This is a genomic window from Roseovarius sp. (assembly GCF_018066915.1).
Taxonomy (GTDB): domain Bacteria; phylum Pseudomonadota; class Alphaproteobacteria; order Rhodobacterales; family Rhodobacteraceae; genus Roseovarius.
This window is the reverse complement of record NZ_JAGPVV010000151.1, coordinates 1-6677: the sequence shown is the minus strand read 5'-3', so window position 1 is coordinate 6677 and position 6677 is coordinate 1. Positions and strand designations below refer to the sequence as shown.

Below are 6677 nucleotides of genomic sequence, written 5' to 3'. Positions count from 1 at the left end.
CGCCCGGCGACTTGGCTCAACATCTGATAGATCGTCTGGGGGCGCTCGCGCGCCGCCCACGGCATTTCGTTCTGGATGTCGAGCGCATCCTGTCGCGTCATGAACGCCATCGGTCCGTCCTCCCTGATTGCTCCCGCGTTCCCGGCGCGGGTTTCTCCCGTTCGCGGCAGAATGTGCGGTAAATCAGGATCACGCAAGTTTTACGCTGCGTTTTGACGCAATTGTCAGGCGCGGTGCCGCCTCAGCTTGCCCCGGCAAGGCAGGCCACCATTGCCCCGGCCATATCGCGCAGCATCTGCGGATAAAGGCCCGGACCGGGCTCCAACTGACTTCCCATCGGATCAAGCACGCCGTGGGTGGCGACATCGCCAAACACGGTCTCGACCAGCTTGGGATCGAATTGTGGCTCCGAGAAAACACACAGAACGCCACGCGCCTCGGCCATGTCGCGCAGCGCCGCAACCCGTGCCGGACCCGGTGCCGTCGCATCGCTGAGCGCAATCGCCCCCGCCGCCGTCACGCCAAAGGCCGCCTCGAAATACTGATAGGCATCGTGAAAGACCAGAAACGGCACGTCCCGCACTGGGGCCAGCTCCGCCGCGATATCCTCGATGAGCGTGGCAACCTCGGCCTGCGCCGCTTGGGCATTGGCGGCATAGAGTGCTGCATTCTCAGGGTCATGCTCGGCCAATTCCAGCGCAATCAGACCCAGCCACGCCTGCGCATTGCCGGGATCTAGCCAGGCATGCGGGTCGGCCCCGTCATGGGCATGATCATGGTCGTGGTCATGCGCCTCGGCGTGATCGTCATGTCCTGCCTCGTCCTCGGCATGACCCTCGTGCCCCTCTTCCGCATCGCCATGATCCTCATGGGCTGCAAACTCTACCCCTTCGCGGAACGGCAGAACGCGGCTGTCTGCGGCCCCCAACAACTCGACCACATGCGCAGTCCCTGCGAGCGACTCGATGGCCCCTTCGAGCCAAGGCGTCAGCCCCTCACCCATCCAGAACACCAGATCGGCCTTTTCCAGCGCCGCCGCCTCGGAGGGGCGCATCGCATAGCCATGCGGCGAGGCGCCGGGGCGCACGATCATATCAGGCGTGCCCGCCCCCTGCATCACCCGCGCCACCAGCGCGTGCACGGGCGCAATATCCGTGACCACCCGTGGCGCGTCGGCCATGGCCCCTGAAGCAAGCATCAGCCCAAGGCCAAAGGGGGCAAGAAAACGGATCGGCATGGCAGTCTCCATATGTGATATCATAACATCTGATGCCGCTTGATAAATGTAACCCTATAACATATCAACCCCAAAATGAACGCGGCGGAGGGCGAGATGGACACAATCGGATTCGAGGCGCATGACCACAAGGGCTGCGTGCGCGATGCCATCGCGGCGGTCGAGGCGCATTGCACCCGCCACAAGCTGCAATTCACCCCCGTCCGCCGCCGCGTGCTGGAAATCCTGCTCAGCGAGCATCGCGCAATGGGGGCCTATGAAATTCTCGACACCCTGCGCACCGAAGGGCTGGGATCACAGCCGCCCGTCGCCTATCGCGCGCTCGATTTCCTTGTGACCAACGGCTTTGTCCACAAGATCGAGCGCCTCAATGCCTTTATCGCCTGCACCCATCCGGGGCAGGATCACACGCCCGCCTTCCTCATCTGCCGCCAATGCGACGCTGTGGCCGAGGCCCATGCCGAACCTTCCAAGGGCATGCTGGGCCGCGCCGCCGCTGACACCGGGTTCACCATCGAACAGGCGGTGGTCGAGGCGATGGGCCTCTGCCCGCAATGCCGCGAGAGCGTTCACCCATGCGCCTGATCGAAACCAAGGGGCTGAGCGTCCGCTTTGGCCATGCCACCGTTCTCTCCAACGTCAGCCTCGCGCTTGACCGAGGCGAGATTGTCACCATCGTCGGCCCCAACGGTTCGGGCAAATCGACGCTGCTGCGCGCCCTCATCGGGGCGCAGAAACCGGCGCGCGGCGAGATCATCCGCCGCCCCGGCCTGCGCATCGGCTATGTGCCGCAAAAGCTGCATATCGACCCGACTCTGCCGCTGACCGTCACCCGGTTCCTCAGCCTGCCGCGGCGACACCCGGCAGAGGCCACGCGCGCGGCGCTCGAACAGGCAGGCTTGCCGGACCTGCGCGACCGGCAGATGGCCGACCTCTCGGGCGGGCAGTTTCAGCGCGTTCTGCTCGCCCGCGCCCTTCTGGAACAGCCCGACCTCCTCATTCTCGACGAGGCCACGCAGGGCCTTGATCAACCCGGCTCTGCCGCCTTTTACCGCCGCATCGAAGAGGTGCGGCGCGAATTGAACTGCGGCGTGCTGATGGTCAGCCACGAACTCCATGTGGTGATGAGCGCGTCGGACCGGGTGATCTGTCTCAATGGGCATATCTGCTGCGAAGGCCACCCCGAGGTGGTCGCCCAAGCCGAGGAATACCGCGCGATTTTCGGCACCGGCACTCAGGGCGCACTGGCCCTCTACCGGCATGAACACAACCACGCCCATGACGACGACCACACCCATGACCATCACCATGACCACAGCCACGACCACAAGCACAGCCACGAGGCCGCCGAATGATGCTGGATGATTTCATGATCCGCGCCGCGCTTGCCGGTCTGGGCGTGGCCTTGGCCGCCGCCCCCTTGGGCAGCTTTGTCGTCTGGCGGCGCATGGCCTATTTCGGCGATGCCACGGCCCATGCGGCCATTCTGGGCGTGGCGATAGCACTGGCGTTTTCCATGTCGGTATTTGTCGGCGCGCTGGCTATGTCGCTGATCATGGCGACCACGGTCTCGACCCTCTCGGGGCGCGGCTTTGCCATGGATACGATGCTGGGCGTTCTGGCCCATTCCGCGCTCGCCTTTGGCCTTGTCGCGGTCTCGTTCCTATCGGGCGTGCGGATTGATCTCATGGCCTATCTCTTTGGCGATATTCTGGCGGTCAGCCGGGGCGATTTGCTGGTGATCTGGGGCGGTGCAGCGCTTGTGCTCAGCCTCCTCGCCTGGCGCTGGCAGGCGCTCTTGACCACGACACTCAGCCCCGATCTGGCATGGTCCGCCGGTATCGACCCGCGCCGCGAACAGCTTGTGCTCACCCTGGCGCTCGCGGTGGTGGTGGCGGTGGCAATCAAGGTGGTGGGCGTGCTCCTCATCGCCGCCATGCTGATCGTGCCCGCCGCCGCCGCCCGTCCTTTGTCGGCCACGCCCGAGCGTATGGCCGCCATCGCCACCCTGATCGCGGCCATCTCGGCGCTTGGCGGTTTGCGGCTGTCGTTTCACTTTGACACGCCGACGGGGCCGACCATCGTTTGTGTCGCGGCGCTGATCTTTGCCACGACCGCGCTGATCGGCAGCGGGCTGCGACAGCGCGGCCAGACATCCGACTAAAACTGTCGGAAATTACTATTGACTCTTTTAGTCGGACATATGAGAGATACCCTATCAAATAACTCGGAAATCTCGAAAGGACTCTCGATGCACCCGATCAAAGCCGCCCTGAGCGTGACCGCTCTGCTTGCCCTCACCGCCCCTGCGCTGGCGCAAGAGGTTAATCTCTACTCCAGCCGCCATTACGATTCGGACGACGCGCTCTACGAGGCCTTCACCAAGGAAACCGGCATCAAGGTCAACCGGATCGAAGGCAAAGAGGCCGAGTTGATCGAACGCATGAAGGCCGAGGGTGCCAACAGCCCGGCGGATGTGTTCATGACCGTGGACGTGGGCAATGTCTCGCGCGCGGTGGATGAGGGCTTGTTGCAGCCCTTCTCGTCTGACGTGATCGAGGCCAATGTGCCCGCCAACCTGCGCCATCCCGACAATCTCTGGACCGGCCTCTCGCAGCGCTCGCGCATCATCTTTTACGCCAAGGACCGGGTCGACAATCCGCCCCAGACCTACGAAGAACTGGCCGATCCCAAATACAAAGGCCAGATCTGCATCCGCTCCTCCTCGAATGTCTACAACCAGTCGCTGCTGGCCTCGATCATCGAAGTGCATGGCGAGGACGTGGCCAAGGATTGGGCCGCTGGCATCGTCGCCAACATGGCCCGCGAACCCGAAGGCGGGGATACCGACCAGTTGCGCGGCATCGTGTCGGGCGAGTGTGATATCGCCGTGTCCAACACCTATTACTTCGCCCGTGGCCTTGCCGGGGACGTGGACGGTCTGAGCAGCGACATCGACAGCATCGGCTGGGTCTGGCCCAATCAGGACGACCGGGGCGCGCATATGAACCTTGTGGCCGCCGGCATCGCCGTGAACGCGCCCAACCCGGAAGAGGCGCTTGCCCTGCTCGAATTCCTTGCCAGCGAAACCGCGCAGGCGCAATTCGCCAATGGCAACAACGAATACCCGGTTCTGGCCGGGGTCGACATCGGCGAACACGTGGCCAAGCTGGGTGAGTTCAAGCCGGACAGCACCACACCGACCGCCTCTTTTGGCGCGAATGCCGCCAAGGCACAGGCCATCTTCAACGAAGTGGGCTGGAACTGAGACCTTGCAGTCCTGCGCGATTGCGCGACCTGCGTGATTGACCTATGGTCGGGCTCCTCAACAGGGGCCCGACCTTTTCATGACATCCGTCCGGCTGCGATTGCTGATCCTCGCACTTTTGCCGCTGGCGGTGCTGATGCCGCTCTTGTTGCTGGTGGCGATCAACCGCTGGTCGGCCAATTATGACAACCTCCTGATCACCAATGTCGGCAGCGACCTGCGCATTGCCGATCAATATCTGCAACGCCTGCTGACCAGCACCGGCTCTGAGGTCACAAGCCTTGCGCGCTCGTTGCGCTTTGACGAGGTGGTGCGCACAGCCCCCGCCGACGTGCCCGCCTTTCTCGAGGACAAGCGCCGCGCACTCGGGCTCGACTTTCTCTATCTCCTGCCGCAGCCAGAGGCCCGCAAGCGTGGCGCCGACTGGCCGGTGATCGGCACCGCCGCCCGTGGCCAACCCGCCACCGAGATTGACATTTTCTCGCCCCGCGACCTCTTGGCGCTGCCCGAAACCGGCGTGGCGCTGGCGATGCGCGCGCGCGTGGCGCTGGTCGCCACCCGCGCCGCCCAACCCACCACCCGCCAGATCGAGGATCGCGGCATGGTGGTGCATAGCGCCACCCCCGTCACCACGCCGGGGGCCGAGGGCGTGCTGGTGGGTGGCCTCTTGCTCAACCGCAACCTCGATTTCATCGACACGATCAATGCCCTCGTGTACCGCGACACCGGCCGCGCGGGCGACCGACAGGGCACCGCCACGCTCTTTCTCGAGGATGTGCGCATCTCGACCAATGTGCGGCTCTTCGCGGGCGAGCGCGCGCTCGGAACGCGGGTGTCGGCGGCGGTGCGCTCGATCGTGCTCGATCAGGGCCAGACCTGGCTCGACAGCGCCTTCGTGGTCAATGACTGGTATATCTCGGCCTATCGCCCTCTGACCGACAGCTTTGGCAAGCGCGTGGGCATGCTCTACGTGGGCTTTCTTCAGGCCCCGTTCGACGCCGCCAAGCGGCGGGCCTATCTCTTGGTGCTTGCGGCCTTTCTGGTGGTTCTGGCGGTCAGCGCGCCGCTCTTCCTGCGGCTCGCGCGCAATATCTTTGCCCCGCTCGAGCGCATGACCCGCACCATGGAAGAGGTCGAGGCCGGCGACATGACCGCCCGCATCGGGCCGATTGCGGCCCGCGACGAGATCGGCACCGTGGCGGCCCATCTCGACACGCTGCTCGATCAGGTGCAGGAACGCGACCGCGCCCTGCGCGCCTGGAATCAGGATCTCAACGCACGGGTCGAGGCCCGCACCGCCGAATTACGCGAGGCGAATGCCAAGCTCGAAACCACCTATCAGCAACTTGTGATGTCCGAGAAACTCGCCTCCATCGGCGAAATCACCGCCGGTGTCGCGCATGAGATCAACAACCCCGCCGCGGTGATCCAAGGCAATCTCGACGTGATCCGCCAGACGCTCGGGTCCGGGGCCGAACCGGTGATGACCGAACTCAACCTCATCGACCGTCAGATCGGGCGGATCACCGCCATCGTGGGCAAATTGCTGCAATTCGCCCGCCCCGGCGAATTCGGCACCTTTGAAGAGGATGTCGATCTGGCCGCCGTCCTGCGCGATTGTCTGGTGCTGGTGGATCATGTGGTGACAAAGGCGGGCCATCAGGTGACGCTCGACACCCATGCCGAAACGCCCCCGGTGCGGATCAATCCGGGCGAGTTGCAGCAGGTGATCATCAACCTTGTGACCAACGCGGCACAGGCGATGAAAACCCACGGGCACCTCACCCTGACCACCTGCCCCGCGCTGCGCGATGGGCGCCCCGGTGCCGCGCTCATCGTGGCCGACAACGGACCGGGCATCCCCGAGGACAAGCTGGCGCTGGTGTTCGATCCCTTCTTCACCACCAAACAGGGCGAGGGCACGGGGCTTGGCCTCTCGGTCAGCCAGACCTTGATCCAGCAGGCAGGCGGGCGCATCACCGCGCGCAACCGCGAGGACGGCGGCGCGGAATTCACCGTCTGGCTACCCGCGCAGACGCTCTAATCGCTCAGACCTGCCCGGTCAGCCGCGCGTGATGGAGTGCGGCCACAGCGCAAGATGCCAGCCGCGCCATATCGTCATCCGCCCGCGAATTGAGGATGATCGGAACCCGCGCGCCCAGAACCACGCCC

The 6677-nt window shown here is 64.6% G+C and carries 6 protein-coding genes and 1 pseudogene; 5 read left to right on the top strand and 2 right to left on the bottom strand.

The features are described 5' to 3' along the window. Positions 1 to 241: 241 nt before the first annotated feature. The gene (locus KBT70_RS08180) at positions 242 to 1237 is read right to left on the bottom strand and encodes a zinc ABC transporter substrate-binding protein (RefSeq protein WP_296631063.1); all 996 of its coding nucleotides are present in this window, start codon (positions 1235 to 1237) and stop codon (positions 242 to 244) included. Positions 1238 to 1333: 96 nt separating this feature from the next. On the opposite strand from KBT70_RS08180, the gene KBT70_RS08175 reads away from it, so the two are divergent. The 5 genes from KBT70_RS08175 (at position 1334) to KBT70_RS08155 (ending at position 6549) form a co-directional block, all read left to right on the top strand. Then, positions 1334 to 1822, top strand: a complete 489-nt coding sequence (locus KBT70_RS08175; RefSeq protein WP_296631059.1) for a transcriptional repressor — start codon at positions 1334 to 1336, stop codon at positions 1820 to 1822. After that, positions 1813 to 2592 (top strand): metal ABC transporter ATP-binding protein, encoded by a 780-nt coding sequence (locus KBT70_RS08170; RefSeq protein ID WP_296631056.1) that lies wholly within the window; start codon positions 1813 to 1815, stop codon positions 2590 to 2592. The genes KBT70_RS08175 and KBT70_RS08170 overlap by 10 nt, the downstream gene beginning before the upstream one ends. Then, positions 2592 to 3401, top strand: a complete 810-nt coding sequence (locus tag KBT70_RS08165) for a metal ABC transporter permease (RefSeq protein ID WP_296631065.1) — start codon at positions 2592 to 2594, stop codon at positions 3399 to 3401. Before KBT70_RS08170 ends, KBT70_RS08165 begins: the two co-directional genes overlap by 1 nt. A gap of 87 nt (positions 3402 to 3488) precedes the next feature. After that, positions 3489 to 4505 (top strand): Fe(3+) ABC transporter substrate-binding protein, encoded by a 1017-nt coding sequence (locus KBT70_RS08160; protein WP_296631054.1) that lies wholly within the window; start codon positions 3489 to 3491, stop codon positions 4503 to 4505. Between the two features lie 79 nt (positions 4506 to 4584). Further along, on the top strand, positions 4585 to 6549 hold the full coding sequence (locus KBT70_RS08155; RefSeq protein WP_296631051.1) for a cache domain-containing protein: 1965 nt from the start codon (positions 4585 to 4587) through the stop codon (positions 6547 to 6549). 4 nt (positions 6550 to 6553) lie between these two features. On the opposite strand, the pseudogene KBT70_RS08150 reads toward KBT70_RS08155, so the two are convergent. After that, positions 6554 to 6677: pseudogene (locus tag KBT70_RS08150) on the bottom strand (phosphate acetyltransferase); the annotation flags it as partial.

What these genes read in the sequence shown, in the direction of transcription:
- KBT70_RS08160 (WP_296631054.1), top strand. Translation starts at nt 3,489, where the DNA reads ATGCACCCGATCAAAGCCGCCCTGAGCGTGACCGCTCTGCTTGCCCTC.
- KBT70_RS08165 (WP_296631065.1), top strand. Translation starts at nt 2,592, where the DNA reads ATGCTGGATGATTTCATGATCCGCGCCGCGCTTGCCGGTCTGGGCGTG.
- KBT70_RS08175 (WP_296631059.1), top strand. Translation starts at nt 1,334, where the DNA reads ATGGACACAATCGGATTCGAGGCGCATGACCACAAGGGCTGCGTGCGC.
- KBT70_RS08155 (WP_296631051.1), top strand. Translation starts at nt 4,585, where the DNA reads ATGACATCCGTCCGGCTGCGATTGCTGATCCTCGCACTTTTGCCGCTG.
- KBT70_RS08170 (WP_296631056.1), top strand. Translation starts at nt 1,813, where the DNA reads ATGCGCCTGATCGAAACCAAGGGGCTGAGCGTCCGCTTTGGCCATGCC.
- KBT70_RS08180 (WP_296631063.1), bottom strand. Translation starts at nt 1,237, where the DNA reads ATGCCGATCCGTTTTCTTGCCCCCTTTGGCCTTGGGCTGATGCTTGCT.